This is a genomic window from Arthrobacter sp. 05T442, from assembly GCF_056395945.1.
In genome coordinates this window covers 134,575-161,430 of the sequence record NZ_JBFTKM010000005.1, presented here as the reverse complement: position 1 = coordinate 161,430, position 26,856 = coordinate 134,575, and the positions used below count along the sequence as shown (strand labels likewise).

The window sequence follows — 26,856 nt, the reverse complement described above, 5'->3', positions numbered from 1 at the left end:
CGCCGTGTGCGCACCCTCGGGTGCACGCACGGCGGCGATCTCGTTAGGGCTGGGGGCGCTGTGCCTTAGCCGAAGTACCAGCCCGGCGGCACCCAGGAAGCCGGAACCGCGTGGGCAGAGAAGTCGTCGCAGCCGGAGCAGAAGTACGTGACCTCTCCCAGCTTGGCAATGGAACCGTCCCGCCGGTGCGTGGCAGGGACAAAGGTCTCCAGATAAATGAATTCATCGGTGCCGCAGCGCTCGCAGTACGGGTTGCTGACATAGTCGGCATCCCCCAGCGTGGCGCGGTGGGCATCGGCCCGGCCCCGGCTCGGGTGCTGCGCGGGAGCACCGCGATGAAGAGTGGGAGATCCGGCATGCGCCATCGGAGGCGCCGGCCGCGCAGGTTTCAGCGCGTGCACCGCCTGGGCGGCGGGAAGATGGGGGCTGTTTGTGGCTGGCATCATCGTCGGCCTATCCCGAACGCTCCGGCGCTCCAGCCGCACGGCATGAGCGATAGACAGCGTTCGTTTTCGAATCGTTGTCATCGGCCTCTGCTTGACCGTTAACACTGTCAGGATAGATGAAGCGCGGGCGCCGTTCAATGGGCCAGTAAGTACGGTCCACAAGTAAGTAGCACGGCCCGCAGGTACTCCGCGCAGGGTCCTACTCGCCCGGCGGTTCCCTCCCGGCGTCAGGCGGAGCGCTTTAGGGTCCGCCCCACGATCGCCTGGGTGAGTGCATCGATCACCTCGGTATTGGCCAGCGGGTTGCGGATCAGGGTGAAATCGACCTCGCCCACAGGCGGGAGATCGAAGCGCCGCGTGATGATCTTCAGGTCCTCCGGCACTAGCGAGGAGGGCATCACGGCCACCCCGATGCCTGCCCGGACGGCTGCCAGCACGCCGCTGATCTGCCGTGTCGTGCAGGTGATCCGCCAGGTCCGGCCCGTGGACTCGAGTGCATCGATGGCCAGCTTCCGGCTCAGGCTGGGGGAGGGGTAGGCAATGAGAGGAACCGGGTGTCCCGGGTCCAGCGAGGTCTGTTCCAGGCCGACCCACGCGAAGGAATCCTGCTGGACCACGGTGCCGTCTTTGGCCCCTGCCACCCACTTGACGAAGACCAGGTCCAGTTGGCCGGCGTTGAGCCGTTTGTAGAGCTGGTCGCTCTGGCCCACCGTCAGTTCCAGGTTGATCTGGGGATAGATCTGGCGGAACTCACGCAGGATTCGGGGGAGGCCGGTGATGGCGAGGTCGTCGGCCGTGCCGAAGCGCAGGCGCCCGCGCATGGCCGAGCCGGAGAAGTAGCGCGAGGCGGCGTCGTGTGCGGAGAGGATGCTGCGGGCGAAGCCGGCCATGGCGTCGCCGTTGTCCGTGAGGCGCACATCACGGGTGTCACGGGCGATCAGGACCCGCTTTGCGGCTGCCTCGAGCTTTCGGACGTGCTGGCTGACCGTGGGCTGTGCCAGGCCGAGGCGCTCCGCCGCCTTCGTGAAGCTCAGGGTTTCGGCCACGGCCAGGAAGGACCGGAGCTGGGCGGGTTCAAACATGAGGTCTCCGGATTGGTGTCGCGGACGGTGCATTGCGTTTTGTAATGCTAGTTATGCGGGGAATAGGCTTCCGCAATCTCCTGGGGCCAGCCTAGCGTTAAGTCCATCCCACTCACCCGCTCCCTTGAGGACTTTCCGTGGCACCCCCTCCGCCGTTGCAGGCTTCCGACACCCACCTTCCGGATACCGTCACCCAACCGATCGCCGTCGTCAACGAGCGCCTTCCGTGGCGCCACACTTTCATTTCGCTGAAGATCCGCAACTTTCGGATCTTCGCAGTGGGCCACTTCGTGGCCGTCATCGCCCTGTGGATGCAGAGGATCGCCCAGGACTGGCTCGTGCTCCAGCTCTCCGGATCCGTCACTGCCGTCGGGATCACCGTTGCGCTGCAGTTCATGCCCTCTCTGTTCCTCGGGCCGTGGGCAGGGATGATGGCGGACCGCTTCGCAAAGCGCAAGATCCTGATGCTGTGCCAGTCGGTGGCTGCAGTGCTCGCGGCAGTGCTCGCGGTGCTGGCCCTGAGCCAGCAGATCGAAGTCTGGCACGTCTACTCGATTGCCCTGGTCCTGGGCCTGGTCACCGTGCTGGACCAGCCGTCGCGGCAGGTTTTCGTCAATGAGCTGGTCGGACCCGCGTACCTGCGGAACGCCATCAGCGTGAATTCCACGACCTTCCAGCTCGGGGGCCTGATCGGCCCGGCGCTCGCTGGCCTGCTGCTTACGGCTGTTGGCGCCGGCTGGGCTTTTGCCGCCAACGCCCTGGCCTGCTGTTCCACGGTGGGCATGCTCCTGATCCTCCGCAAGGACCAGCTGCATGTCAGCGCCCCGGTCCCGAAGCGCAAAGGCATGCTGAAGGAGGGGCTCGACTACGCGCTGAGCAAACCCACCATCTACTGGCCGTGGCTCATGGCCGGCTTCGTAGCGGTGTTCGCGATGAGTCTCCCCGTGCTGTTGGCTGCCTTTGCGGACCACGTGTACGACGCCGGGGCGGCCGGCTACGGACTGCTGAACGCGCTGGTGGCACTGGGCGCGCTGGCTGGCGCCATCACCTCGGCGAGACGCCGCCAGCTCCGGCTGCGGTCCGTGGTCCTGGGGGCAGGGATGTACGGACTGATGCTCTGCCTCGCGTCCATGGCGCCGTCCATGGCGTGGTTTGGCGCGGCCATGGTGCTGTCCGGCTTTTGGTGCCTGATGTTTCTGACCGCCGCGAACCAGCTGGTCCAGATCAGCTCCAACCTGGCCATCCGCGGACGGGTCATGAGCCTGTACATCATGGTCCTGATCGGCGGCCAGGCGATTGGCGGCCCGATGATGGGCTGGCTCGCCGAGCACGTAAACCCGCACACCGCCGTCCTCATCGCCGGCGGGGTGCCGGTGCTGGCGGCAGTGGCGGTCGCCGTCGTCCTGGCACGGCGGGGCCAGCTGATGCTCAGGGTCGACCTGAAGGACCGGCGTCGCCTGCTGCGGATCGTGAAGCACCCGGGTCGGCGGTCAGTAGCCACACCCTAGCTTTCCGCACCGTTTTCGGACAGCCGCTGCGTGGATCCACGCAGCGGCTGTCCATTTCCGTAGCGGAAAACGAGTGCCCGTGAATACCCGGGCTGCTAGTTGTACTCGGCCAGGAAGTTGGTTGCACGGTGAAAGGGTGAAGACCTCTTAGGTTGGTGGTTACCACACACACCTAACGACTAAGAGGTCTTCATGGTCCACCGTAATGCCCGTCTGACTCCGGCCGGTAGAGGCATCCTTGTCCAGCGCGTCCTTCAGGGCCGGCCCGTTGCCCACGTGGCCAAGGAAATGGGTGTTTCCCGTACCTGTGCGCACCGGTGGTTCCGGCGCTACCTGGAGCACGGCTGGGACGGCATGGAGGATCGTTCCTCCCGTCCGCTCTCATGCCCGCACGCGACCCCCGCGGCGAAGATCGACGAGGTCCTCGCGGCGCGGGAGAAGCACCGGGAAGGCCCGGTCGAGCTGGCCGAACGCTGTCACGTCCCGGCCCGCACGGTCTCCCGGATCATCGCCCGGGCCGGCCTGCCCCGGCTCTGGGAACTGGACCCCATCAGCGGCGAACGCATCCGGGCCGGCCGTGCCACCGACCACCGCTACGAACGCGACACCGCCGGGGAGTTGCTGCACATTGACGTGAAGAAGCTGGGGAAAATCCCTAAGGGCGGCGGCTGGCGGGTCCACGGCCGCAGCGAAGCCGTCAAGGGCCGCGGCATCGGTTACGACTACGTCCATGTCGCCCTCGATGACCACTCCCGCCTGGCCTACGTCGAGGTCCTGCCGGACGAGAAAGGCCCCACCTGCGCCCGGTTCCTGGCCAACGCCGCGGCGTTCATGGCCGCGAGCGGGGCACCCGTGCGCGAAGTCATGACCGACAACGCCCTGGCCTACATCCGCTCGGCTGCCTTCACCCAGGCCATGACARATCTGGGGGCCAAGCACCGGCGCACGAAGCCGCGGAGCCCTTGGCAAAACGGCAAGGCCGAACGGTTCAACCGCACCCTGCAGGAAGGCTGGGCCTACAAAAACGCCTACGACTCCAGCGACCACCGCACCCAGACCCTCACCGGCTGGCTAGACTTCTACAACCACCGCCGCAACCACAGCGCCCTCGGAGGACGACCACCCATCAGCAGATGTAACCAACCTGCTGGCTGAGTACACCTAGCGGCTGGACCGGCAGGTCCGCCATGCCCTGGTGCAGGACGCGCGGTGTGCGTTTTTGCAGATAGGCCTTGCACTAATGGCCGTTGAGGCCAGGGGCGGGAGAGTCCATACTCGTGAGGAATGACGCGCCGTGCCCTACGTCACACGCGTCCTCAGTCCAATGGTCCACAGGGTGTCGATGGCGACGCCGAAGGAGTTCCAATGAGTATGGAAAAGGCCGCCGCAAGGCGCACAGCAGAGCCTGACGTCAATACGTCGGGACTGAAGAAGGTGGTTGCGGCCTCCATGGCCGGCACCGTCGTCGAGTGGTACGAATTCTTCCTCTACGCCTCCGCGGCAACGCTGGTGTTCGGCAAGATGTTCTTCCCCAACTCCAACACGGAACTGGACGGCATCCTTGCCGCGTTCCTCACCTACGCGGTCGGCTTCATCGCCCGCCCCATCGGCGGCATCGTCTTTGGCCACTTCGGCGACAAGTTCGGCCGCAAGAAGCTCCTGCAGCTGAGCATCATCCTCGTCGGTGTCTCCACCTTCCTGATGGGCTGCCTGCCCGGCTTCAAGGAGATCGGCTACTGGGCCCCGGCCCTGCTGGTGTTCCTGCGCTTCGCCCAGGGCTTCGCCGTCGGCGGGGAGTGGGGCGGCGCCGTCCTCCTCGTTGCCGAGCACAGCCCCAGCAAGTCCCGCGGATTCTGGGCCAGCTGGCCGCAGTCTGCCGTTCCCCTGGGCAACCTCTTCGCCACCGCCGTGCTCTTCATCCTGTCCTCCACGCTGTCCTCTGCCGATTTCCTCGGCTGGGGCTGGCGCGTCGCCTTCTGGCTGTCCGCCGTGATCGTCGCGGTTGGCTACTACATCCGCACCAAAGTCAGCGATGCTCCCATCTTCCTCGAGGCGCAGAAGGAAGTGGTTCTGGAAAAGAAGGGCTACGGCGTCGCCGAAGTCTTCCGCCGCTACCCCCGCGGCGTGTTCACCGCCATGGGCCTGCGCTTTGCGGAAAACGTCCTGTACTACCTCGTCGTCACGTTCTCGATCACTTACCTCAAGACCGTCGTCCACGCCGACACGAGCCGGATCCTGCTGCTCCTGCTTGTGGCGCACTTCATCCACTTCTCCGTGGTGCCGATGGTCGGCAAGCTCTCTGACCGGTTGGGCCGCAAGCCCGTCTACATGGCCGGCGCCGTCCTTGGTGCCACCTGGGGCTTCTTCGCGTTCCCCATGATGGACACCGGGAATGACCTCATCATCCTCGCCTCAGTCATCATCGGCCTGCTCTTCCACGCACTCATGTACGCGGGCCAGCCGGCCATCATGGCCGAGATGTTCCCGACCCGGATGCGCTACTCCGGTGTCTCGCTGGGCTACCAGGTAACCTCGATCGTCGCCGGCTCGCTGGCCCCGATCATCGCCGTTGCACTGCTGTCGCAGTACAAGTCCTCTGTCCCGGTGGCCATCTACCTGCTCATTGCCTGCGCCATTACGGCCGTCGCGGTGCTCTTCCTCAAGGAGACCCGCGGCATCTCGCTCCACGACGTCGACGCAGCCGACGCCCAGGGCACGGCAGACCTCCTCGCAGCCGGCAAGCGGTAGCCCCGCCCGCCGGTAGCCACGCTGCCCGCGTCCGCACTGTGTGCGGGCGCGGGCAGCGTCCGGTTAACCCTGCCTCAGCCGGCGAGCACATCCTGCCGCTCCCGGACTTCGGTCCGGACCGCCTCAAGGACGGCCCGTACCGGCGCCGAGCGCAGCGATTCGGGCCGCGCCACGGCCCAGATGGGGAGCTGCCGCTGGAAGTCGTCCGGCAGTACGGGAAGGAATCCTGGTTTTCCGCACACCAGGAAGTTGGGCAGAAGCCCGATCCCGGCGCCCCGCCGGACGGCTTCAAGCTGGGCGAAAATACTGGTGGCCTGGAAGCTTGACCTCGGCAGCGGAAGCTGGGTGGAGCGGTGGCCCAGCTCGGCCACCTGCAGCGCCGACTCCACATAGGAGACAAAGCCGTGCTGGCGGACGTCATCGAGGGTTGCCGGAAGCCCGCGCTCCTGCGCATAGCGGGGGCTGGCGTAGAGCCGCAGGAAGTAGTTGCTGAGGAAGATGGCATGGGCGTTGCTGACGTCCATGTTGCCCACCACCACCTCGAGGTCCACGCCCGAGCGGTTCTGGCTGGCCTTGCGCGTGGCACTGAGCAGCTCCACGTTGAGCCGCGGGTTTTCGTGCTGCAGCCGGACGAGCGCCGGAGCCAGGAACTCCGCGCCGAAGCCGTCCGGCGTGCTGATCCGGACCAGGCCGGACACCACATCCCCGGACTTGGCGATGCGGCCGGACAGCGACCCGAGGGTGTCTTCGATGGCCTCGGCCGCGGCGACAGCCTGGCCGCCAAGTTCGGTCAGTTCCCAGCCCTGCGGGCTGCGCTCAAGGGTCCGCCCGCCGAGCTGCTTGTCCAGGGCCAGGATCCGGCGGGAGATGGTCGTGTGGGTGGTGCCGAGCGTCTCCGCCACGGCATTGAACCGGCCCAGCCGGGCAACTGTCAGGAGGATCAGCAGATCGTCAGGGCTGGGCAGGCGCCGCAGGTCCACGATGGTCCACCTCTCCGGACGACTCCATCGTCCCGTGCACGGTCATGTGCATTTTTGAACATGCTATCTGTGATTTTTCTCCTTGATTGCACTCTATCAGGATGTGATTCTTGACACTGGACGTTCCGGCGTTAGCCGGATCGTAGGGACACAAAGCAAAGGAGCTTATGCCATGGCAGTTATCGCCTGGATCGGACTGGGGAACATGGGCGGATCCATGTCGGTGAACCTGGTGAACGCCGGAAACGAGGTCCGCGGCTTCGACCTCAATGCCGAGGCTGTTTCCGCCGCTGAGGCCGGCGGCGTGAAGGCCGCCGGCAGCATCGCCGAGGCCGTCAAGGGCGCCGACGTCGTCTTCACGATGCTCCCCAAGGGCGAGCACGCCCGGGCCGTCTACCTCGGCGAGGACGGCGTCCTGGCCCACGCAGACACCCGGACCCTGCTGGTGGACTCCTCCACCATCGACATCGCCTCCGCGCAGGCCCTGCACGACGCCGCCGCTGCCGCCGGCTTCCGCTTCGTCGACGCGCCCGTCTCGGGCGGCATGAGCGGGGCGAAGGCTGCCACGCTGACGTTCATGGTCGGCGGCGAGGCCGGCGCCGTGGCCGACGCCACCGAATACATCCGCCCCATGGCCGCCAACATCATCCCCACCGGCGGCGCCACCACCGGGCAGGCCGCCAAGATCTGCAACAACCTGATGCTGTTCATCAACCTCGCCTCCACGGCCGAGGGCGCCGTCCTCGCAGACCGCCTGGGACTGGACAAGCAGGTCTTCTGGGACATCGCCTCCGTCTCCTCCGGCGACAGCTGGGCGCTGCGCACCTGGTACCCGGTGGCCGGCGTCGTGCCCACCGCCGCCTCGAACAACAACTTCGCACCGACGTTCACCGCAGAACTCGCCAACAAGGACATCGGCCTGGCCATCAGCGCCGCCAAGGACACCGGCACGCCGCTCGAAATCGGCGAGCACGTCCAGCAGCTCTTCCAGCGGCTCATCGACGCAGGCCAGTCCGGCACGGACTGCTCCGCGATCGTCAAGCTCGTCGACGGCTCGTTCGAGTCCGCCAAGTAACCCCCACACTTTTTAGAAAGAGATCCTCCCCATGGAACGCATCCCGCACTTCATCAACGGCGCCCTTGTCAGCGACGCCGACCGCTACGGCCCCGTCTTCAACCCCGCCACCGGCGAGCAGGAAAAAGAGGTCGCCCTGGCCTCCGCCGCCCGCGTCGAGGAGGCCATCGAGGCCGCCCGCGCCGCCCTGCCCGGCTGGCGCGCCACGAGCCTGGCCAAGCGCACCGCCATCTTCTTCAAGGTCCGCGAACTGCTCCTGCAGCGCAGGCCGGAACTGGCCGCCCTCCTGACGAGCGAGCACGGCAAGGTCCTCTCCGACGCCGAAGGCGAGATCACCCGGGGCCTGGAGAACATCGAATTCGCCACCGGGCTCTCCCACATGCTCAAAGGGGAGCGCTCCGAACAGGTCTCCGGCGGCGTCGATGTCCACTCGGTGCGGCAGCCAGTGGGCGTCGTCGCCTGCATCACGCCCTTCAACTTCCCAGCGATGGTTCCGCTGTGGATGATCGGCAGCGCGCTGGCCTGCGGCAACACCGTGCTGCTCAAGCCCAGCGAGAAGGACCCGTCCTCCGCGGTCTTCATCGCACAGGTCTTCGCCGAGGCCGGACTGCCCGCCGGCGTCCTCAACGTCGTCCACGGCGACAAGGAAGCCGTCGACGTGCTGCTCGACCACCCGGCCGTCAAGGCCGTCAGCTTCGTCGGCTCCACGCCGATTGCCCAGTCCATCTACAAGCGCGCCGCGGACCACGGCAAGCGCGTGCAGGCCCTCGGCGGTGCCAAGAACCACATGGTGGTCCTGCCGGACGCGGACCTGAACATGGCCGCCGACGCCGCAGTCTCCGCCGCCTACGGCTCCGCCGGGGAGCGCTGCATGGCCGTCAGCGTCCTCGTCGCGGTCGGCAGCATCGCGGACGGGCTCGTGGACGCCATCACCAGCCGGATGGCCACGCTGAAGATCGGCCCCGGCACCGACCCCGCCTCCCAGATGGGCCCGCTCATCACGGCCGAGCACCGCGACAAGGTGGCCTCCTATGTCGCCGGCGCCGCGAATGAAGGTGCCACCGTGGTGGTGGACGGCCGGGAACAGGAATTCGATTCCAAGGGCTTCTTCCTTGGCGTGAGCCTGATCGACCACGTCAAGCCGGGCATGAAGGTCTACGACGACGAGATCTTCGGCCCCGTGCTCTCGGTGGTCCGCGTCGAGACCTACGCCGACGCCGTCAAGCTCGTGAATGACAACGAATTCGGCAACGGCGTGGCGATCTTCACCCGCGACGGCGGCGCGGCCCGCCAGTTCGAGTTCGACGTCGAGGCCGGCATGGTGGGCGTCAACGTGCCCATCCCGGTGCCGGTGGGAACGTTCTCGTTCGGCGGGTGGAAGAATTCGCTGTTCGGCGACACGCACATGTACGGCCCGGAAAGCATCCGCTTCTACACCCGCGGCAAGGTCGTCACGACCCGCTGGCCGGACCCGTCCACCTCGGTAATCGACCTCGGCTTCCCCCAGGTCGACTAAGCCCCTCCGCTGAACCCCCTCCGCCAAAGCCACGCGGGGTCACCTGCGGCCCATCCACGATCGGATCATGGGCCGCAAGTGACCCCGCGTTGCCGGGAGTGGGGTTAGCCGTTCATGATCTCCGCGCGCTGGGCCATGTAGTCCTCCATGGAGAGTTCGCCGTTGCTGTAGCGCTGGTCCAGTTCCGCGAGCCGGCGGGCGCGGAAGCCCTGCGGGGCCGGCGGCGGCGGGGGCACCCCGGGTCCGGCGGGTTGGGCCGCCGGCTGCTGCCACGTCGTCTGGTTCGGCTGCTGCGCACTCGGCTGGGCGGCCGGCTCCTGCCACGTCGGCTGTGCCGGCTGCCGGAAGCCGCCGCCAAAGTAGTCCTGCTGCGAGTAACCGTCCCGCGGCTGGTTGTTCTGCGGGGGAGGAAACTGGCCGGGGTACTGGCCGGGCTGGTCCGGGAACCCGCCGGGCAGGCCTTGGCGGCGGTTGCGGCCGTTGACGGACCTCCGGTACAGGCGACGGGCCGTCGGAACCAGGAATGTCAGGACGATGATCCAAAAGAACAGACTGCTCACGGTGCCGCCCCTTTCACAAAGTGTTCCTCCAGCTTATGCCTGGACCGGCTCATGACCGCACGGGTTCCCCGGCGCCCGGCGGCCCCTCGCCGGAACCCAGCGGGACGCCGGGACCGAACACCGGACCCGGCAACGGGCGCTTAGCCGTGATGCCGTCCCCGGAGGAACGGTGCCGGAGCCGGCGGACCACCCAGGGCACAAAGTACTCCCTCGCCCACACGAGGTCGCCGGTACGGGCCTCGCGCCAGCCGCGCTGCGGAAGGGGCTTGGGGGAGAGTGGCTCCAAGGTGTGCTGGACGTTCAGCGAATCCAGCACCATGGCGGCGATCGTGTGGTGGCCCAGCGGCGAGAAATGCAGACGGTCAACATCCCACATCTGCGGATCGGTGAGCTGCCGCAGGGACCACATATCTGCAATGACGGCGTCGTGGCGGGCCGCGATGGTGCGCAGGTTCTCGTTGTAAATCGCCACCTTGCTGCGGATCCGGCCGAGCACGGTGGAGCCGATGTCCGGGCCGTTGAACAGGACCAGCGTCGCACCGGCCAGGCTCAGGATCTGCACAAAAGCGTCCAGTTTCTCCGCCAGCACGTCGGGATCGCCGCCGGGACGGATGAGGTCGTTGCCGCCGGCCGAGAGCGTGATCAGGTCCGGCTTGAGCGAGAGGCAGTGCGCCATCTGCTGGTCAACGACCTGCTGCAGGAGCCGGCCCCGTACCGCCAGGTTGGCATAGGCGAAGTCGTTGTGGCCGCGGCTCAGTTCCTCGGCGACCCGGTCCGCCCAGCCCCGGTGGCCGCCCGGGCTTGCCGGTTCGGGATCGCCGATCCCTTCCGTGAAGGAGTCACCCATGGCCACGTAGCGGGTCCACGGGTGGATAACGACGCGTTCTTCTGCGTTCTCCATGGCTTCGGTTTCGCTCACCCTCATATCCTGCACTGTTCGTGTAAAGCTACGCCATCGGAATTTGTTACTGATTGGTAACTGTAAGAATGGACCCATGACTCACGCCGATGCCTTCCCTGCCCCCGTTGTCCTGTGGTCCAAGCCCGAGGAAGCCCGGGCCGGCAAGCCGCTCCTGGTCCTGCTCCACGGCTACGGGGCCAACGAGCAGGATCTGCTCAGCCTGGCGGACATGCTTCCGGAAGACTTCGCAGTCGCCTCGGTCCGGGCCCCGATTGTCTCCGGCCCGGGCTACACGTGGTTCCCGCTGACGGCTTCCATCGACTACACGCTCGACGCCGTCAAGGACGCCGCTGCGTACGCGCAGGACTGGATCGACTCCGTGAAGGGCAACCACCCGTCGGTGACGCTGCTGGGCTTCTCCATGGGCATGGCTATGGCCACGACACTGCTGAGGCAGCGCCCGGAGGACTTCGCCGCCGTCGTCGGGCTCTCAGGCTTTGTTGTGGACGCGGGTTCGGATCCGAGCTTCCGCGACGCCGAACTGGACGGAACCGTGCCGCTGTTCTGGGGCAGGGACCAGCAGGATCCGGTGATTACCCCGGACAAGATCGAGTACACCATGGGCTGGGTGCGCAAGCACGTGAAACTCACCAAGGTGCTGTACGCCGGCATGTGGCACGGCATCAACCAGCAGGAAATCGGCCACGTCTCGGAGTTCCTCACCCACGTGGTGCTCAACGGCAGAAAATAGCCGCTGCGGCCGCGCCGTCAGGAACGACCGGGGCCGCTAGGAACCGGCGGGCGTGCTGATCCGCACGGTCTGCCCGTTCACGGTGACGGTATCGCCGTGGTGGAGCTGGCGCCCGCGCCGGTCGTCGATCTCGCCGTTGACCTGGACGAGGCCGTTTTTGATCAGTTCCGCAGCCTCCACGCCGTCCTCAACCAGGTTCGCCAGCTTCAGCAGCTGGCCGAGCCGGATCATGTCGTCGCGGATGGGGATGTCTTCAATTTCCGGGATGCTCATATAAGCAATGATGCCTGACGTAAGGTGACAGCCATGACCCACACACCCCGGCTCCCGCTCATCGCCGGCCTTGCCCTGGCGGTGGCGGCCGGGCTGTTCATCCCAGTCCAGGGAAGGATCAACGGCGCTCTTGGCGCCGCCCTGGCGGACGGAATCGCCGCCGCCGTCGTCAGCTTCACCACCGGGCTGGTCCTGATGATCGCCGTTTCCCTGGCCCTGCCGCAGGGCCGGGCCGGTCTGGCGCGGATCATGCCGGCCGTCCGGGAACGCCAGTTTCCGCCTTATTACGTGCTGGCCGGCTGCATCGGGGCGTTCTTCGTCTTCGCACAGTCCTTCACCGTGGGACTGCTGGGCGTGGCGTTGTTCACCGTCGCGGCGGTGACCGGACAGACGCTCAGCGGCCTCCTTGTGGACCGGATGGGCATGGGACCCGGCGGCAAGAAGCCGGTCACCGGCATCCGGGTCATCGGTTCCGTCCTGACCATTGCGGCCGTCGCCTGGGCAGTGTCCCCGCGCCTTGCTGGTTCAGCGGCCATGGGCGGGCACTCCGGCGTCGGGCCGGTGCTCCTGGCTGTCCTCCTCCCGGTGCTGGCCGGCTTCCTGATGAGCTTCCAGCAGGCCATGAACGGGACGGCCACCGTCCACTACGGCACCCCCATTGCCGCGACACTCGTGAATTTCATCGCCGGCACAGTCCTGCTGTGGATCGCGTGGCTCATCAAGCTGGCCGTCGCCGGTGCCGGAAACCCGCTCCCCGACCAGTGGTGGTACTACCTCGGTGGTCCGATGGGCGCCGTCTTCATCGGCGTCGGCGCGCTCCTCGTCCGCAGCCTGGGGGTGCTGGTCACGGGCCTGGGCATGATCGCCGGACAGCTGCTGGGTTCCCTGGGGCTGGACCTGGCATTCCCTGTGCCCGGCACCGTGGTGGCTGTGCCCACGGTCCTCGGCACCCTCCTGACCCTCCTCGCCATTGTCCTCGCCACCCTGCCCTGGCCCAGGGGAGCCCTGAAGAGGTAGCAGGCCGGTAGGCTGGGAGTTCGCATAACACCCTTTCGCAGCGCCCCGTCCGGCAACCAGCCGGGAGTCCGGGGCTGAAACCACGGACCGCACCCAGCGGCCCTGTAGAAATTGGAGTCACCATGGCAGCAAAATCCGTCCTCGACCAGATCATTTCCCTCGCCAAGCGCCGGGGGTTCGTTTTCCAGGCCGGTGAAATCTATGGTGGCTCACGCTCCGCCTGGGACTACGGGCCCCTCGGTGCCGAGCTCAAGGAAAACATCAAGCGCCAGTGGTGGCAGTCCGTGGTGCGCGGCCGTGAGGACGTGGTCGGCCTGGACTCCTCCGTCATCCTGCCCCGCCAGGTCTGGGAAGCGTCCGGCCACGTCGACGTCTTCTCCGACCCCCTCGTGGAGTGCCTGTCGTGCCACAAGCGCTACCGTGCGGACCACCTCGAGGAGGAATACGAGGAGAAGAAGGGCCGACCCGCCGAGAACGGGCTCAAAGACATTGCCTGCGCCAACTGTGGCACCCGCGGCCAGTGGACCGAGCCCCACGAGTTCTCGGGCCTGCTCAAGACGTACCTGGGCCCGGTAGCCAGCGAGGAAGGCCTGCACTATCTGCGCCCGGAAACGGCCCAGGGTATCTTCGTCAACTTCAGCAACGTCCTCACCACGTCCCGCAAGAAGCCGCCCTTCGGCATCGGCCAGATCGGCAAGTCCTTCCGCAACGAGATCACGCCGGGCAACTTCATCTTCCGCACGCGCGAGTTCGAGCAGATGGAGATGGAATTCTTCGTCGAGCCCGGCACGGACGAGCAGTGGCACCAGTACTGGATGAAGGAACGCATGTCCTGGTACACGGGTTTGGGGATCCGTGAGGAGAACCTGCGCTTCTTCGAGCACCCGCTGGAAAAGCTCAGCCACTACTCCAAGGGCACCACGGACATCGAGTACCGTTTCGGCTTCCAGGGCTCCGAGTGGGGCGAGCTCGAGGGCATCGCCAACCGCACGGACTTCGACCTCACCACGCACGCCAAGGCTTCCGGCGCGGACCTGAGCTACTTCAACCAGGCCACGAACGAGCGCTACACGCCGTACGTGATCGAACCCGCCGCCGGCCTGACCCGCTCCTTCATGGCCTTCATGATCGACGCCTACACCGAGGACGAGGCCCCCAACGCCAAGGGAGGCGTCGACATCCGCACCGTGCTTAAGCTCGATCCGCGCCTGGCGCCGGTCAAGGCCGCCGTGCTGCCGCTCAGCCGCAACGAGGACCTGTCCCCGAAGGCCAAGGACCTCGCCGCCCAGCTGCGCAAGAGCTGGAACATCGAGTTCGACGACGCCGGCGCCATCGGCCGCCGCTACCGCCGCCAGGACGAGATCGGCACCCCGTTCTGCATCACCGTGGACTTCGACACCCTCGAGGACCAGGCCGTCACGATCCGTGAACGCGACACCATGAGCCAGGACCGCGTCTCCCTGGACAAGGTGGAGGGCTACCTGGCCGCACGCCTGATCGGCGCCTGATTATGGCGATCGAATACCGCGAATGGCGTGAGGGCGACGACCACGCGCTGCTGGAAATCTGGGGTGGCCCGGAGACGGTGCAGGCCGGCCAGTTCCGCGGCACGCTGGCGCCCTCGGGCAACGCCCCGTGGCGCCGGTGCATCGTGGCCGAGGACGTCGTCGACGGCGTGGGCATCCCGGTCGCCGCCGGGGTCGTCCACGAGGCTTCGCTGCATCCGGAACGGCTCTGGGCCTACATCGAGGTCGCCCGGGACCATCGCCGCGCCGGCGTCGGCTCCACCCTCCTGACCATGCTCCGGCACGAGGCCGCACAGTCGCCGTCGGGAATCTCCCGGCTCCGCTGCAAAGTGGAACCGGGCACTCCCGGCGCGGCATTCGCCGAGGCGGCCGGCCTGGCTCCGATCCAGCGCTCCCGCCTCGTGGTCGTGGAGCCGGCGGCGCTCAAGCTGCCCGTCTTCGGTGACGGGTCGGAGTCCGCAGCCTCCGACCAGGTGGAAGACCTGGCCACGGGCTCGGTCGAACTGAGCGACGTCGTGGGGCGCTACTACACAGCCGTACACAGCTGGGACAGCCCCGGGGAACTCAGCATCGCCACCGTGCAGCGCCTGTTCCTGGATGACCTCAGCGGAGCACACGGCGCCATCGTGTTGCGGGCTCCCAAGGCCAGCGCCTTCGGTCACGGCGTCCTGGCCAGCAGGAAGGGCCGGCTGGAGGCCTTCGCGATCAGCTATGCGCAGGGTGCCGGCCAGGACAAGGCAGGGGAGGGTGCGTCCGCCGAACCCACTGATGTGTTCCTGGGCCACGAGCCGAAGCTGGGGGCGAAGGAGGCCGAGGCCGCCATCCGCGACCTCCTGGCCCTGATTGCCTTCCAGCACCCCGTCCTGCTGGAACTGGACGACTCCATGACGGCCCTGCGCTCCGTCATCGAGCCGCTCCTGGACAGCGGCAGGGCCCGCATCCTTGGCGCGGAAACCCAGGTCGTCTCGGACCCGGCCCAAGCCTGAACCCACCAGGTCCCTCAGCCCAGTTGACCCGCAGTAGTGGACTACTGCGGGTCAACTGGGCTGAGGAGGGCAATCACGACGGCGAACCCTCCGCCGCTGCCGATGTCCGATGGAGCTTAGCCAAGACGACGGCGGGAAGCGGGCTTATCGACGCCGGCCGCCGGCGCGCCGGGGTCCTTCCGCCGCGTCCAGCCTCTGCCGCTCCTCTTCGGTGGGCGCGCCGCCGCCGAGGTCAGCCGGCATCCACCAGGCGCCGGGCGGGGGCGCCAGCGGAAAGTCCGCGATGGCGGCATCGATGCCGGCCTGCAGCACTTCGCGCAGTTTGTCGGTGGCTGGCTGGGCGTCCTGGGCGGGGCCGGGCAAGGCGTGCGGAGGTATCGGCTGGCCCACATGGATGCGGACCGGCGCGCGCCAGGCGCGGCGCGGGGAAAATCCGTGGTGCCGGGTCATCAGCCGGTGGGCGCCCCAGATGGAGACCGGGATGATCGGCACCCCGGCCTCGGCGGCCATGCGCACGGCACCGGTCTTGCATTCGCGGACCCGGAAGCTGCGGCTGACGCCGGCTTCCGGCAGGATCGCGATGTACTCGCCTTCACGGAGCTTGGCGACGGCCGTATCGTAGGCCCCGCTGCCGGAACCGTAGGGCACCACCACGTGGCCCGCGGCGCTGACGGCGGGCCCGGCGAACCAGTGGTCGGCCGCGCCCTGTGTGATCAGGTAGCGCATCTGGGCGCGGCTGTTCCACCACAGCAGCAGTTCGGCAAACGCAAAGTCGAGGTAGCCGAAGTGGGTGATGGCGACGACGGCCCCGCTGCCGGGCGTCACACGCCGGGACGAGCCGTTGAGGGGTTCGGGCGGCGGAAGGTGCTCCTGGCCCGTGATGCCGACGCGGATCCGGAACAGCCGGTGCAGCGCCAGCCCGGTGCGGATGATGAAGCGGTAAAAGCGGTCGCTGGGCTGTGGCCGCCAAGGCATGTCAGCGCCCGCCGGTCCGGTGCCGCGGAGGCAGCGGGATGAACCCCGAGGTCGACTCCACGTATTCCTTGTAGCCGGGCCGGGCTGACATGGCCTTTTCCGTCAGGGGCTTGCCGGTCTTTCCCGCGAGCGTCCAGATCATCAGGGCGGGGGAGAGGACGGTCAGCACCCCAGGCCAGGAGTCGGCGGCCACGAGGAAGAGTCCCGCCCACACGGCAGCATCACCGAAGTAGTTCGGGTGCCGGGTATACCGCCACAGACCGGTGTCCAGGACGGTCCCGCGCTTGGCCGGATCGGCCTTGAACCGTGCCAGCTGCCAGTCGCCGACCGTTTCGAACACGAAGCCCAGGATCCAGAGGAGGACTCCGGGCAGCGCCAGCCATCCGAGGCCTCCCGTACTGAACATGCCCACCTGGATGGTGAGCGAAACGAAGAACATGACGACGCCCTGGGGGAGGTACACCCGCCGCAGCGCGTAAACGTTCCGTGAGCCGGGCGCCGGGGACAACATGTCCACGTACCGGGGGTCTTCGTGGCCGCCGCGGGCCCGGACGCCGATGTGGGCGGCCAGCCTGATGCCCCACACCGCGACGAGCGCCAGGAGCAGCAGGCGGCGGGCGGCGTCGCCGTGGCCTGCGGAGAGCAGCCAGGAGACGGCGGCCACCACCACAAAGCCCAGGCCCCAGACGGTGTCGATGACCGAATGGCGGCTCTGGCGCACGGCGATCCAGAAGGTTCCAGCCAGCAGCGCCACCAGGGCCGCGGCCACCCACGGCAGGCTGGAAAGAAATGCATCAAGCGGGAACTGCGGCATCAGGGAGTCCAATCACGGGACGGAGGGAAGGGCCCGGAGGGGTCGGACCTGTGACAGCGCCGGGGCATCACAACACCAGCGGCAGGGCGGTGCCGGTCTCGGGCAGGATCCTGCGGAGCGACTCTCTGCTTTTCTGGAGGTTGCTCGTCTGCAGGTCGGCTCCGGCGTCCGATCCGAAGGCATCCAGGATGAAGCCGGTAGCCAGAGAATTCCACAAAGCCACCCGGCGGAACATGAAGTGCCCCGCACCCTTGAGGGCAACATAGTCGACCGACCCGGCGACGCCGTAGGCCCGCCGGGCGTATGCCAGGGAGTTGCCCGGGCTGGTCCAGCGGTCCTCGCTGCCATGGACGATCAGGACGCGGCGGCCGGCCACGGGCACCACCGGCGTTGCCGCGCTGAGCCAGGGAGCCAGTGCGACGACGGAGTCCACCTGGGGGTCATCTGCGACGCACAGGGCGGTGAGCCCGCCCATCGAGTGGCCCAGGAGATACACCGGAACCCCCGGATGTTCCCGGCTGATGTGGGAGAGTGCCCAGCGGGCATCCTGCACGGGGGACATGTCCTCCCCGTTCCATCCGCGGTAACGGTTCCGGAGGGTCCAGACCGCCAGGCCGTGCGGGCCGCCTTGGGTCCGCAGGGCCTGGGCGAAGGGCAACATCCGGGCCGGGCTCAGGTGACGGCCGCGGACCGGATCGTAGCTGTCGGCCCGTCCGCCGTGCAGGACCAGGGCGATGCCGCGGGTCTCTCCGGCCGCTTCGGCAATCGTCAGGACGGCCCTGGCCGTGGGCCCCGGGCCTGAAGACCCGGTTCCACGGTCGTCGAGTTTGCGCATCGCCACGCTGGTGTCCTCCCCGTTTTTGTTCGTCAATTACCAACCATAAGATGCGGCACCGGCACGTCAATGTGTCGGTCAGTACATGAGTCAATACATCGGTCAATGCACCGGTCACTGCGGGATATTGAACCCCCGCCGGGCGCCCGACATTCCCCGGTTCGACGGGAAGCGCCTACCCTGCATTCGGAGCCACCCACCCTGGCGATTGCTGCTGCGGCGTTATCGGCTGTGAGGCGCCTTCCCCGGCAGGGTGCTGCCTCTCGACGCAACGGGACCCGAGGAGTAGGCCTGAGCTGGTAATCCTCCGGGCGCCATGCCGGCTGGGAGTGCAGGCCACCGTCCGGCTCGGGTCTCACGACGAAATCGGCGGTACAGAAAATGAACGGAACAGCTTTGGCTGCCCTGCGCGAACAGGTGCGCGGCCAGGTCGCCTTGCCCGGCGACGCGGACTATGGGGCGGCACGGGCCGTCTACAACGGCATGATCGACAAGCGGCCGGCGGCGGTGGTCCGGGTATCCCAGGCGGCCGATGCCATCGCCTGCGTCAACTTCGCCCGGGACAACTCCATCGAGCTCGCCCTTCGGGGAGGAGGCCACAGTGCTCCCGGCTTCGGCACCTGGGATGGCGCGCTCGTGATCGACTTCGCCAGCACCACAGGGGTGCGGGTGGATCCCGCGGCCAGGGTTGCCGTCCGGTACTGAGGCCCGGATATCCACATAGCCGGTCCGGATCCGCCCGATTTGCCCGGCTTTGAGACAATGGACGGGTGACTGTCGTAGCAACGCCTCCCGCCCCCAAGCTGGAACTCCCGCCCCTGAAGCTGGGTCCCATCACGGTAGACACCCCCGTGATCCTGGCTCCCATGGCGGGAATCACCAACTCCGCTTTCCGCAGGCTCTGCCGTGAGTACGGCGGAGGACTGTATGTCGCCGAGATGGTCACGTCGCGTGCCCTCGTGGAGCGCACGCCCGAATCGCTGCGCATCATTTCGCACGACGACGACGAGAAGGTCCGCTCCGTCCAGCTCTACGGCGTGGACCCGGTGACTGTCGGACAGGCCGTCCGCATGCTGGTTGAGGAAGACCGCGCGGACCACATCGACCTCAACTTCGGCTGCCCGGTCCCCAAGGTGACGCGGCGCGGCGGCGGCTCCGCGCTGCCCTGGAAGACGGACCTCTTCACCTCGATCGTGCAGACTGCCGTGAAGGAAGCCTCCAAGGGCAACGTTCCGCTGACCATCAAGATGCGCAAAGGCATCGACGATGACCACCTCACCTACCTCGACGCGGGCCGGATCGCCCGCGATTCCGGCGTGGCCGCCGTCGCCCTCCACGGCCGCACCGCAGCACAGTTCTACTCCGGGCAGGCCGACTGGTCCGCGATTGCCCGGCTGCGCGAGGCCCTGCCGGACATCCCGGTGCTCGGCAACGGCGACATCTGGTCCGCCGAGGATGCCATCCGCATGGTCCGCGAGACCGGCGTCGACGGCGTCGTGGTGGGCCGCGGCTGCCAGGGCCGCCCGTGGCTCTTCGGCGACCTCATGGCCGCCTTTGAGGGCAGCGACCAGCGCCACAGACCGGACCTGCGCCAGGTCGCGGCGAGCGTCTACCGCCACGCCGAACTGATGGTCGAAACCTTCGGGGACGAAGGGAAGGCCCTGCGCGAGATCCGCAAGCACATCGCCTGGTACTTCAAGGGCTACGTGGTCGGCAGCGAATTGCGGACCAGGCTGGCGCTGGTGACGAGCCTTGAGGTGCTGCGAGAGACCCTGGACCAGCTGGACCTCGATTCGCCGTACCCCGGGGGCGACGCCGAGGGCCCCCGCGGCAGGGCCGGCTCGCCCAAGAAGCCGGCCCTGCCCAAGGACTGGCTGCTGGACCGGACCATGGACGCCGCACAGTCGAGGGACATCTCCTTCGCGGAACTGGACGTCTCCGGTGGCTGAAACCAGGACAACCGCCCCGGTACTTGACGGCTACGTGGCGCGCGACTGCGCCCGCTGGGTCGAGGAACCGCCCAAGAGCACCTACCGCTCTGACTTCGAGCGCGACCGCGCCCGGGTCCTGCACTCTTCGGCACTGCGACGGCTCGGTGCCAAGACCCAGGTCGTGGCACCGGACACCGACGACTTCGTCCGCACCCGGCTGACCCACAGCCTCGAAGTGGCCCAGGTGGGCCGGGAACTGGGCCGCGCCCTGGGCTGCGATCCCGACGTCGTCGACACGGCCTGCCTCAGCCATGACCTCGGCCACCCGCCGTTCGGCCACAACGGCGAATCGGCACTGAACGAGGTCGCGCACGCCATCGGCGGGTTCGAAGGCAACGCCCAGACCCTGCGACTGCTGACACGGCTGGAGCCCAAGGTCCTGGCGGCGGACGGCCGGCCCGCGGGGCTCAACCTGACCCGTGCCAGCCTCGACGCCGCCGCCAAGTACCCCTGGTCGGCCGAGAACGCCCCCGTCATCCACGGGCAGCGGACCAGCAAGTTCGGCGCCTACGAGGACGACCTGCCCATCTTCGACTGGATCCGCGAGGACGCCCCCGGGCGCCGGTCCTGCCTCGAAGCCCAGGTCATGGACCTCGCCGACGATATCTCCTACTCCGTGCACGACGTCGAGGACGCGATCGTGGCCGGCCACTTCCAGCTGCGCTGGATGGACAACCCGGACCACCGCGCCCGTGTGGTGGGCTACGCCAAGCAGTGGTACCTGCCGTACAACGACCCCGCCGCGATCGACGCCGCCCTCGGCCGGCTTGAAGCCACGAGCGTCTGGGTGCGGGAGGCCGACGGCAGCCGCAAATCCATGGCCGCATTGAAGGACATGACCAGCCAGCTCATCGGCCGGTTCTGCCAGAGCGCACTGGAAGCCACCCGCGCCGTCTACGGGCCGGAGAACCTGACCCGCTACAACGCGGAATTGATCGTCCCGGACGAGACCGTGATGGAAATCGCCGTGATGAAGGGCCTGGCCACCACCTTCGTGATGACCACCGAGCACCGGCAGCCCATCTACGAACGCCAGCGCGAGGTCCTGCACGCCCTCGTCACCGCCCTGAGCGCCACCGAAGACCGCCATCTCGAGCCGATGTTTGCCGCGGACTGGCGCGATGCCGAGGACGACGGCGCGCGGTTGCGCGTCGTGATCGACCAGGTCGCATCGCTGACGGACGGCTCAGCGCTGGCCATGTACGAGCGGCTGGTCGGCAGCCTGCCGTCGTTGTGGTGACGTGCGGTGGTGACGGGCGCCATGGCCGCCCCGCCGGCGTCGCGCCCGGTACTAGGATGGCACTGTGGCTGGCCTGATCAAACGTGAAGATATCGACGAAGTACGCCAGCGGACCGACATCAAGGAAGTCGTTGACGGCTATGTGACCCTCAAGGGCGCCGGGCTGGGGTCATTCAAGGGCCTGTGCCCCTTCCACGATGAGCGCTCGCCCTCCTTCACCGTCCGCCCGCAGGCGGGCCGCTACCACTGCTTCGGTTGCGGCGAGGACGGCGACGTCATCTCCTTCGTCCAAAAACTGGACCACATCTCCTTCCACGAGGCCGTGGAAAAGCTGGCGCACCGGATCGGCTTTGAGCTCCACTATGAGGACGGCGGCTCCGGCCCCAACCGCGAGGACATCGGCCGCCGCCAGCGCCTGCTGGACGCCCACAAGGTGGCCGACGAGTTCTTCCGCGCCCAGCTGCTGACCCCGGGCGCCACGGAAGGCCGGAACTTCCTGCACGGCCGCGGTTTCGACCGCGCGGCCGCCGAGCTCTTCGGCGTCGGCTACGCCCCGCAGGGTTGGGATGCCCTGCTCAAGCACCTCCGCGGCCGCGGCTACACAGACGCGGAACTCAAGCTCACGGGCATGTTCTCCGCCGGGGGACCCGGAAACCAGCAGAGAATCTACGACCGTTTCCGCGGCCGGCTGATCTGGCCCATCCGGGACATCGCCGGGGACACGATCGGGTTCGGCGCCCGCAAGCTCTACGAGGACGACCAGGGCCCCAAGTACCTCAACACCCCCGAGACCGCGCTCTACAAGAAGTCCCAGGTCCTGTATGGAATCGACCTCGCCAAGCGGAACATCGCCAAGGAGCGCCAGCTTGTGGTGGTGGAGGGATACACCGACGTCATGGCCTGCCATCTCGCCGGGATCACGACGGCGGTGGCCACCTGCGGCACTGCCTTCGGTACCGAGCACATCAAGATCGCGCGCCGGCTCCTCTCCGACGACGGCAGCGGCGGGGAAGTCATCTTCACGTTCGACGGCGACGCCGCCGGCCAGAAGGCGGCACTTCGCGCCTTTGAAGAGGACCAGCGGTTCGTGGCGCAGACCTACGTCGCCGTGGAACCCACCGGGGCGGATCCCTGCGAGCTGCGCCAGTCCAAGGGAGACTCCGCCGTCCGGGACCTGATCGGCACCCGCCGCCCGCTGTTCGAATTCGCCATCCGCGCCTCCCTCAAGCGGCACAACCTGGACACGGTCGAGGGCCGCATCGCGGCACTGCGTGAATCCGCGCCGGTCGTGGCCCAAATCCGCGACGCCGGCATCCGTCCCGCTTACGCGCGCGAACTCGCAGGCTGGCTGGGAATGCCTGTCGAGGAAGTCAGCCGGGCCGTCGGCGGGGCCACCAAGCGCGCCGCCCAGCAGCCGTCCGGAGGCCCCGGACAAGGCCACGGATCCGGCTACGGCCAGAGTCCCGGCGGAGGCGCACCGGGGCGGTCAGCGCCCGGCGTGGCGCCCCTGCCGCCGTCGGCCGTTCTTCCGTCCTTCAACCGGCCGGACCCCCGCGACCCGGTGGCGGCCATGGAGCGCCAGGCCCTCGTGGTGGCGCTGCAGGAACCCGGGATGCTCGAAGGCGAGACCTGGCAGCGCTTCACGGAGGCCCGCTTCTCGACACCGGCGTACGGTGCCATCCACGAAGCCATCCGGGCCACCGGGCTGGGCTTCGCAGGGGATCCGATGCGCTGGGTGGAGCAGTTGCTGCAGGAGGTCCCCGAGCCGCTCCGGCCGCTCGTGTCTGAGCTCGCCGTTGTGCCGCTGCCAGCCAGCACCGCCGACGGAGTGCTGCGGTACTGCAAGGACATCCTCGCCAGATTGTTCGAGCTGCAGATCACCCGGGTCAAGGCGGACAAAATGGGACAGCTGCAGAGGCTCGACGCCTCGGCCGACCCTGAGGAGTTCCACCGGCTGAACCGCGAGCTCATGCAGCTTGAGATGCAGCGGCGGTCGCTGCGGTCCGACGCCTGAGGCGCCGATTTCGTTTCCCGGCCCGGTGTTTGCTAGGCTTATAGCCGCTTCATTCCTCCTTAGCTCAATTGGCAGAGCATTCGACTGTTAATCGAAGGGTTGCTGGTTCAAGTCCAGCAGGAGGAGCGCGCAGTCCCCGTTCCGGGTCACCGGAGCGGGGACTTTTTCATACCCGCTGGGGGTATCTGCGGGGTCAGTGCCAAGGCGGCCCCGTCCGATTTCCAAAGCGGCGAAACCTTTGCTAATGTCGTACCTGCTTCATTCCTCCTTAGCTCAATTGGCAGAGCATTCGACTGTTAATCGAAGGGTTGCTGGTTCAAGTCCAGCAGGAGGAGCGGACAGGTCCCGCGGCCGGTGAACAACCGGCTGCGGGACCTTTTTTGTGCCCTTTTATGTTCCCGGATTCCGGGGTGCCGCGGTGCCGTGGGAGTGCTGTTCTCAGACGAAGTACATCTCGACCTGGAGGAAGCGCTCGGCCTCGGCCACGGCGGCCTGGAATGCCTCGTTCTCGGTGGGGGACTTCCGGGGCTCGCGCGGGTGCCACTCATGCGGGGCCGAATGCACCTGGGTGAAGCCGGAGCCCGGCGGGGCGTAGAAGATCCCGAAGCGCTGCACAGGCCATTCGGGGGAGGTCTCGGGGGCGACCAGGAGGGCGGAATCGTAGGCCGGGTTGTACCACTGGGCGATCGGGCGCCGGCGATCCTCCGTGAACAGCCCGGCGGCGAAGAGGGCTGCCGACTGGGTGCTGGTCTGGCCGCACAACCGATCCCACCACAGCGGCAGGATCCCGGCATCGACCCGTTGCCACGTGGCCGGTAGGGGCGGAGGATCCTGCCAGTCGGGCATACATCAACTTTATCGCCCGCCGGGGACGCCGAATAGGGCACTCCGGCACGGGCACAGGCACAGAGGCACAGAGGGACGGGCAGCCCTCCACGGGACATGTCCGGTGCTGGGGTTGGCGCGTGGACATGATCCCGTGATGCCCAGTCCTGGGTGCGAGGACTGGGCATGTCCTCCCAGGGGGAGGTGTTCCGTGCGGGCAGGCGGGCAGCCCTCCACGGGACATGTCCGGTGCTGGGGTTGGCGCGTGGACATGATCCTGTGATGCCCAGTCCTGGGTGCGAGGAATGGGCATGTCCTCCGGGGCAGGTGTTCCGTGCGGGCAGGCGGGCAGCCCTCCACGGGACATGTCCGGTGCTGGGGTTGGCGCGTGGACATGATCCCGTGATGCCCAGTCCCGGGTGCGAGGAATGGGCATGTCCTCCGGGGCAGCGGCACCAAGAATGAGCATGTCCCGTGGGGAAACGGCGGGCCCGGCGGGTCCCCTAGTGGATCGAGGGGACGGTGCGGGGCCTGACGACCAGCCACAGGGCCGCGGCGGCCAGGAAGATGCACACAGCCTGGACGGCGCCCATCGGCGTGGCCGACTGTCCGCCGAGCCAGCCGACCACCGGAGAGATGAGGCCGGCCATCATGAACGTGGCCGCGCCAAGCAAGGAGGCCGCGGTCCCGGCCTGGGCGCCGTGCTTGGCCAGGGCCAGCACCTGGACGGTCGGAAACGTGAAGCCGGCGCCGAGGATGTAGAACCACAGCGGCACCATGACACCCCAGAGTCCGAAGCCCAGACGATCGAAAACGACAATCAGAACGGCCATCAGGAACATCCAGGCGGTGGAACAGGCCAGGATCCACTGCGGCGGGACGCGTTTGATCAGCCGGGAGCTGGTCTGCACTCCGGAGACGATGCCAAGCGAGTTGATGCCGAAGAGCAGTCCATACTGCTGGGGCGTGAAGCCGTAAATGCCCTGGAACAGGAACGGCGACGCGGAGAGGTACGTGAACAGGCCCGCGAAGTTCATGCCGCCCACCATCAGCAGGCCGACGAAGATCCGGTCCGCGAAAAGCACTTTGTACCGTTGACGGGCTGTGAGCCCGGTCTTCCCCCGCAGCTCCGGTGGCAGCGTCTCACGCACCACGAACAGCGCCGCGATGATCACGAGGGTCCCGTAACTGGCCAGGAAGAAAAAGATGCCCGGCCACGGCATCAGCAGCAGCAGCTGCGATCCGATGACGGGGGCGAGGATCGGGGCCAGGCCGTTGACGAGGGCCATCCGTGAAAACATCCGCACCATGGCGTAGCCGCTGAACAGGTCCCGGACCATGGCCATGGCCACGACCCCGCCTCCCGCGGCCCCGACGCCCATCAGGATCCTGAAGAAACCCAGCGCGGCGATGTCCGTGGAAAGGGCGGCGCCGAGGGACGCGGTGATGTGCACCGCCGTCGCCAGAATGAGGGGCAGGCGCCGCCCGAACTTGTCGCTCAGCGGTCCCACCACCAGCTGGCCCAGGGCGAACCCGACCGTCGTTCCGGTAAGTGTCAGCTGAACTGCGGCCTGGGAGACGCCCAGGCTCGCTTCGAGGGCAGGAAACGCCGGCAGGTACAGGTCCACGGTGAACGGTCCGAGAGCGGTCAGGGCCCCGAGCATCAGAATGTACAGGAGCTTGCGGCGTCGGCTCAGGGCATCGCCGGGATTCGTGGGTGTCGTCACAGAGGTCCATCCTAGGGCCCGGAGGTGGCCGGGGCCGGCGTCTCCACGGGCGCGCCACGCCTTGCCGTCAAGGCCCTGACCGGGGGCTGAATGGTAGTTTTGACACCGGGGTCTGTGCGAAGCTGTGCAGATTCGGCAAACCCGCGCGAGCGGAACCACAGATGGCACCAGTTAGGCGGGACCGATGAGCGGACGTCACAGCGGCGGGACAGGCGGAGGGCTGCGCATTTCCGCGCTGCCCAAGACCCTAAGACTGATCTTCAAACTGGCGCCCCGCCAACTCAACGACGAGATTGCCCTGGCCAAGATCGAGATCAAGCGCAAGGGCATCGAGCTCGGCATCGCCGCCGCCTTCCTCGCCGTCGCCCTGGCTTTCGTTGCCTTCCTGGTGATCGGGCTCATCGTTGCCGCGATCATGGGGCTGGCCACGATCATGCCCGCGTGGCTCGCAGCCCTCCTGGTCTGCGGTGTCTTCCTGCTGATTGCCCTGATCGTGGCTCTGGTCGGCGTCGGGAAGTTCAAAAAGGCCATGCCGCTGGTCCCCGAAGGGACCCTTCGCGGCCTCAAGTACGATCTCGGGATCGCCAAGGAAGGCTCAGGCTTCGATCCGGCAGTCCTGGATCCGTCCTCCGAGCAGGCCAAGGCAGCGAAGGCCGCCAAGGCTGAAGCAGCCGCCAAGGCGAAGGCCGAAAAGGACGCCAAGAAAGCCGCCGAGCCAGACTTCGGCCCGCCGCCCACCGAAGCCGAACTCCGGCGTCGGCTCCTCCAGCGCCGCACCCACCTCACTGGGGTGCGCGACGACCTCGGCCAGGAACTCGACGTCAAGACTCAGGCCCAGGCTCTTCTGGCCGCCACCCAGGTCCGGCTCAATGCGGGCAAGGTGCAGCTCCGCGGCAAGGTCGCAGGCTTCCGGTCCCCGGCCGGGAGCTCGGCAAGGACCTCCCCTGGGGCCTCGGACGATCGGGGCCTAGCCGGCCTGCTTAGCCAGCGCTGGAAGCCGCTGGCCGCCCTCACCGCGTCCGCAGCTGCGCTCGTTTTCCTGCTCCGCAAATTGATCAAGGGCTAG

At 67.5% G+C, this 26,856-nt stretch carries 25 protein-coding genes and 2 tRNA genes; 16 read left to right on the top strand and 11 right to left on the bottom strand.

What is annotated here, in order from left to right; genetic code table 11:
• Positions 1-65: 65 nt before the first annotated feature.
• Both AC1DES_RS07960 and AC1DES_RS07955 read right to left on the bottom strand, forming a co-directional pair.
• Positions 66-446, bottom strand: coding sequence for a hypothetical protein (locus AC1DES_RS07960; protein WP_476895158.1), 381 nt, complete (start codon positions 444-446; stop codon positions 66-68).
• A gap of 227 nt (positions 447-673) precedes the next feature.
• A complete protein-coding gene (locus AC1DES_RS07955; RefSeq protein ID WP_476895157.1) occupies positions 674-1,528 on the bottom strand; it encodes a LysR substrate-binding domain-containing protein in 855 nt (284 codons plus the stop codon).
• Positions 1,529-1,665: 137 nt separating this feature from the next.
• Here AC1DES_RS07955 and AC1DES_RS07950 point away from each other — a divergent pair, with 137 nt between their 5' ends.
• The 3 genes from AC1DES_RS07950 (at position 1,666) to AC1DES_RS07940 (ending at position 5,784) form a co-directional block, all read left to right on the top strand.
• On the top strand, positions 1,666-3,036 hold the full coding sequence (locus AC1DES_RS07950) for an MFS transporter (protein ID WP_476895156.1): 1,371 nt from the start codon (positions 1,666-1,668) through the stop codon (positions 3,034-3,036).
• Between the two features lie 192 nt (positions 3,037-3,228).
• Positions 3,229-4,191, top strand: a complete 963-nt coding sequence (locus AC1DES_RS07945) for an IS481 family transposase (RefSeq protein WP_476895155.1) — start codon at positions 3,229-3,231, stop codon at positions 4,189-4,191.
• A 210-nt stretch (positions 4,192-4,401) separates the two neighbouring features.
• Positions 4,402-5,784 (top strand): MFS transporter, encoded by a 1,383-nt coding sequence (locus AC1DES_RS07940; protein ID WP_476895154.1) that lies wholly within the window; start codon positions 4,402-4,404, stop codon positions 5,782-5,784.
• Positions 5,785-5,858: 74 nt separating this feature from the next.
• Here the strand turns inward: AC1DES_RS07940 and AC1DES_RS07935 are convergent, their stop codons facing one another.
• Positions 5,859-6,758, bottom strand: coding sequence for a LysR family transcriptional regulator (locus tag AC1DES_RS07935; RefSeq protein ID WP_476895184.1), 900 nt, complete (start codon positions 6,756-6,758; stop codon positions 5,859-5,861).
• A gap of 178 nt (positions 6,759-6,936) precedes the next feature.
• Here AC1DES_RS07935 and mmsB point away from each other — a divergent pair, with 178 nt between their 5' ends.
• Positions 6,937-7,839, top strand: a complete 903-nt coding sequence (gene mmsB, locus AC1DES_RS07930) for a 3-hydroxyisobutyrate dehydrogenase (protein WP_476895153.1) — start codon at positions 6,937-6,939, stop codon at positions 7,837-7,839.
• A gap of 31 nt (positions 7,840-7,870) precedes the next feature.
• Entirely contained in the window at positions 7,871-9,355 is a 1,485-nt protein-coding gene (locus tag AC1DES_RS07925) for a CoA-acylating methylmalonate-semialdehyde dehydrogenase (protein ID WP_476895152.1), read from the top strand.
• 104 nt (positions 9,356-9,459) lie between these two features.
• On the opposite strand, the gene AC1DES_RS07920 is transcribed toward AC1DES_RS07925, so the two are convergent.
• On the bottom strand, positions 9,460-9,915 hold the full coding sequence (locus tag AC1DES_RS07920) for an SHOCT domain-containing protein (protein WP_476895151.1): 456 nt from the start codon (positions 9,913-9,915) through the stop codon (positions 9,460-9,462).
• 49 nt (positions 9,916-9,964) lie between these two features.
• On the bottom strand, positions 9,965-10,840 hold the full coding sequence (locus tag AC1DES_RS07915) for an SGNH/GDSL hydrolase family protein (protein WP_476895150.1): 876 nt from the start codon (positions 10,838-10,840) through the stop codon (positions 9,965-9,967).
• Between the two features lie 70 nt (positions 10,841-10,910).
• On the opposite strand from AC1DES_RS07915, the gene AC1DES_RS07910 reads away from it, so the two are divergent.
• The gene (locus AC1DES_RS07910) at positions 10,911-11,567 is read left to right on the top strand and encodes an alpha/beta hydrolase (protein ID WP_476895149.1); all 657 of its coding nucleotides are present in this window, start codon (positions 10,911-10,913) and stop codon (positions 11,565-11,567) included.
• A gap of 36 nt (positions 11,568-11,603) precedes the next feature.
• On the opposite strand, the gene AC1DES_RS07905 is transcribed toward AC1DES_RS07910, so the two are convergent.
• A complete protein-coding gene (locus tag AC1DES_RS07905; protein ID WP_476895148.1) occupies positions 11,604-11,840 on the bottom strand; it encodes an RNA-binding S4 domain-containing protein in 237 nt (78 codons plus the stop codon).
• Positions 11,841-11,873: 33 nt separating this feature from the next.
• Between AC1DES_RS07905 and AC1DES_RS07900 the strand changes: the two genes are divergently transcribed.
• The 3 genes from AC1DES_RS07900 to AC1DES_RS07890 all read left to right on the top strand — a co-directional run bounded on the left by AC1DES_RS07900 (position 11,874) and on the right by AC1DES_RS07890 (position 15,369).
• The gene (locus AC1DES_RS07900; RefSeq protein WP_476895147.1) at positions 11,874-12,857 is read left to right on the top strand and encodes a DMT family transporter; all 984 of its coding nucleotides are present in this window, start codon (positions 11,874-11,876) and stop codon (positions 12,855-12,857) included.
• A gap of 122 nt (positions 12,858-12,979) precedes the next feature.
• Positions 12,980-14,365, top strand: coding sequence for a glycine--tRNA ligase (locus AC1DES_RS07895; RefSeq protein WP_476895146.1), 1,386 nt, complete (start codon positions 12,980-12,982; stop codon positions 14,363-14,365).
• A gap of 2 nt (positions 14,366-14,367) precedes the next feature.
• Positions 14,368-15,369 carry a GNAT family N-acetyltransferase gene (locus AC1DES_RS07890; protein WP_476895145.1) on the top strand — a complete coding sequence of 334 codons (1,002 nt, stop codon included), beginning with the start codon at positions 14,368-14,370 and terminating at the stop codon, positions 15,367-15,369.
• A 144-nt stretch (positions 15,370-15,513) separates the two neighbouring features.
• On the opposite strand, the gene AC1DES_RS07885 is transcribed toward AC1DES_RS07890, so the two are convergent.
• The 3 genes from AC1DES_RS07885 to AC1DES_RS07875 all read right to left on the bottom strand — a co-directional run bounded on the left by AC1DES_RS07885 (position 15,514) and on the right by AC1DES_RS07875 (position 17,993).
• On the bottom strand, positions 15,514-16,344 hold the full coding sequence (locus AC1DES_RS07885) for a lysophospholipid acyltransferase family protein (protein ID WP_476895144.1): 831 nt from the start codon (positions 16,342-16,344) through the stop codon (positions 15,514-15,516).
• 1 nt (position 16,345) lies between these two features.
• Positions 16,346-17,158, bottom strand: a complete 813-nt coding sequence (locus tag AC1DES_RS07880) for a DUF1295 domain-containing protein (protein ID WP_476895143.1) — start codon at positions 17,156-17,158, stop codon at positions 16,346-16,348.
• A gap of 67 nt (positions 17,159-17,225) precedes the next feature.
• Complete coding sequence (locus AC1DES_RS07875) at positions 17,226-17,993, bottom strand: alpha/beta hydrolase (protein WP_476895183.1); 768 nt, start codon at positions 17,991-17,993, stop codon at positions 17,226-17,228.
• A 381-nt stretch (positions 17,994-18,374) separates the two neighbouring features.
• Here AC1DES_RS07875 and AC1DES_RS07870 point away from each other — a divergent pair, with 381 nt between their 5' ends.
• The 6 genes from AC1DES_RS07870 to AC1DES_RS07845 all read left to right on the top strand — a co-directional run bounded on the left by AC1DES_RS07870 (position 18,375) and on the right by AC1DES_RS07845 (position 23,573).
• Positions 18,375-18,698 (top strand): FAD-binding protein, encoded by a 324-nt coding sequence (locus AC1DES_RS07870; RefSeq protein WP_476895142.1) that lies wholly within the window; start codon positions 18,375-18,377, stop codon positions 18,696-18,698.
• A 65-nt stretch (positions 18,699-18,763) separates the two neighbouring features.
• The gene (dusB, locus tag AC1DES_RS07865) at positions 18,764-19,942 is read left to right on the top strand and encodes a tRNA dihydrouridine synthase DusB (protein ID WP_476895141.1); all 1,179 of its coding nucleotides are present in this window, start codon (positions 18,764-18,766) and stop codon (positions 19,940-19,942) included.
• The gene (locus AC1DES_RS07860; protein WP_476895140.1) at positions 19,935-21,224 is read left to right on the top strand and encodes a deoxyguanosinetriphosphate triphosphohydrolase; all 1,290 of its coding nucleotides are present in this window, start codon (positions 19,935-19,937) and stop codon (positions 21,222-21,224) included. Before dusB ends, AC1DES_RS07860 begins: the two co-directional genes overlap by 8 nt.
• A 64-nt stretch (positions 21,225-21,288) precedes the next feature.
• Positions 21,289-23,238: a DNA primase gene (gene dnaG, locus AC1DES_RS07855; RefSeq protein ID WP_476895139.1), complete on the top strand. Its 1,950-nt coding sequence runs from the start codon at positions 21,289-21,291 to the stop codon at positions 23,236-23,238.
• A 53-nt stretch (positions 23,239-23,291) separates the two neighbouring features.
• A tRNA-Asn gene (locus AC1DES_RS07850) sits at positions 23,292-23,364 on the top strand.
• 136 nt (positions 23,365-23,500) lie between these two features.
• Positions 23,501-23,573 (top strand) — tRNA-Asn (locus tag AC1DES_RS07845).
• 103 nt (positions 23,574-23,676) lie between these two features.
• Here the strand turns inward: AC1DES_RS07845 and AC1DES_RS07840 are convergent.
• The gene (locus AC1DES_RS07840) at positions 23,677-24,084 is read right to left on the bottom strand and encodes a hypothetical protein (RefSeq protein WP_476895138.1); all 408 of its coding nucleotides are present in this window, start codon (positions 24,082-24,084) and stop codon (positions 23,677-23,679) included.
• Positions 24,085-24,566: 482 nt separating this feature from the next.
• Positions 24,567-25,790 (bottom strand): multidrug effflux MFS transporter, encoded by a 1,224-nt coding sequence (locus AC1DES_RS07835; protein ID WP_476895137.1) that lies wholly within the window; start codon positions 25,788-25,790, stop codon positions 24,567-24,569.
• A gap of 184 nt (positions 25,791-25,974) precedes the next feature.
• On the opposite strand from AC1DES_RS07835, the gene AC1DES_RS07830 reads away from it, so the two are divergent.
• Entirely contained in the window at positions 25,975-26,856 is an 882-nt protein-coding gene (locus AC1DES_RS07830; RefSeq protein ID WP_476895136.1) for a phage holin family protein, read from the top strand.